This is a genomic window from Nonomuraea sp. NPDC003201 (assembly GCF_053590415.1).
Genome location: NZ_JBSFTC010000758.1, coordinates 1 through 1,274, shown reverse-complemented (window position 1 = coordinate 1,274; position 1,274 = coordinate 1). Strand labels below are relative to the sequence as shown.

The 1,274-nt window shown below is 73.2% G+C and carries 2 protein-coding genes; both read left to right on the top strand.

The window, feature by feature from the left end:
* Positions 1–236: hypothetical protein (locus tag ACWDX9_RS63435; protein WP_449973475.1), on the top strand; the 236-nt coding region annotated here is incomplete at its 5' end.
* A gap of 2 nt (positions 237–238) precedes the next feature.
* A partial coding sequence (locus ACWDX9_RS63430) for a hydantoinase B/oxoprolinase family protein (RefSeq protein ID WP_449973474.1) occupies positions 239–1,274 on the top strand: 1,036 nt, incomplete at its 3' end.

The following is a 1,274-nucleotide window of genomic DNA, read 5'->3' as shown; positions in this document are numbered from 1 at the left end:
GCGCGTCCCGTCCCACGGCCCGCAGGCGGGTCCTGCTGGCCGGCGCCTGGCACGACGCCCACGTCCACCTGCGCGAGTCCCTCGGCGTGGGGGACGCGTTCGACGGCCCGGCGATCGTCGAGCAGGACGACACCACCGTGGTCGTGCCGCCCGGCTGGTCGGCGGACGTGGACGAGGCCGGCAACCTGCACCTGCGCCGGACGGACGGCGCCCACAACCCCCGTCGGAAGGCCTGAACGTGCGGCTCGACCCCGTCACCATGGAGATCGTCGGCAACCGGCTCAGCGCCATGACCGAGGAGATGTGCCTCACCCTGCAGCGCACCAGCCGCTCCCTGTACGTCAAGGAGACCGCCGACTTCTGCTGCGCCTTCGCGGGCCTGGACGGCGGCTTCGTCGCCTACCCGCGCGGCATCGGCGTCTCCGGCTTCGTCGGCCTGAACATGCTGACCGCCGTCCAGGCCGCCGGCCCGCTGGAGCCCGGAGATGTGATCATCACCAACGACCCGTACCGCTCCGGCGGCCTGGCCACCCACCTGACGGACATCCAGCTCATCGAGCCGTATTTCCACGAGGGCGAGCTGGTCGGCTACGGCTGGGCGTTCATCCACTGCTCCGACATCGGCGGCCGGGTGCCGAGCAGCCTGTCGCCGGTCAACGACGAGATCTTCCAGGAGGGCCTGCAGATCCCGCCGGTCAAGCTGGTGCGCGCCGGGGAGCCGAGCCGCGACGTGGAGGCGCTGATCTCGGCCAACAGCCGCACCCCCGAGGCGAACCTGGGCGACATCAGGGCCATGCGCGCGGCGCTGCGCACCGGCCGGGAGCGGCTGGCCGGCGTCGTCGCCCAGCACGGCCCGGCCACCGTGCTCGACGCGCAGCGCGACCTGGTCGAGTACACCGCGGGCAAGGCACGCGCCGCCCTGGCCACGCTGGGCGACGGCACCCACCGCTTCGTGGACTACCTCGACGACGACGCCGTCTCCAGCCTGCCGGTCCGCCTGTCGGTCACCGCGACGCTGCGCGCGGGCGACCTGCACCTCGACTTCACCGGTACGGATCCGCAGGTCGCCGCGGCGTTCAACATCGCGACCCTGGGCCGGCCGCACGCCTGGATCACCACCAGGGTGCTCGCGCTCATCTGCACCCTCGACCCCGGCATCGCGCTCAACGCGGGGCTCATCGCGCCGATCACCGTCACCACGCCCGAGGGCTCGCTGGTCAACCCCGTGCGCCCGGCCGCCGTGGGCGTGCGGCACGCCTCGGCCAACCGCGTCA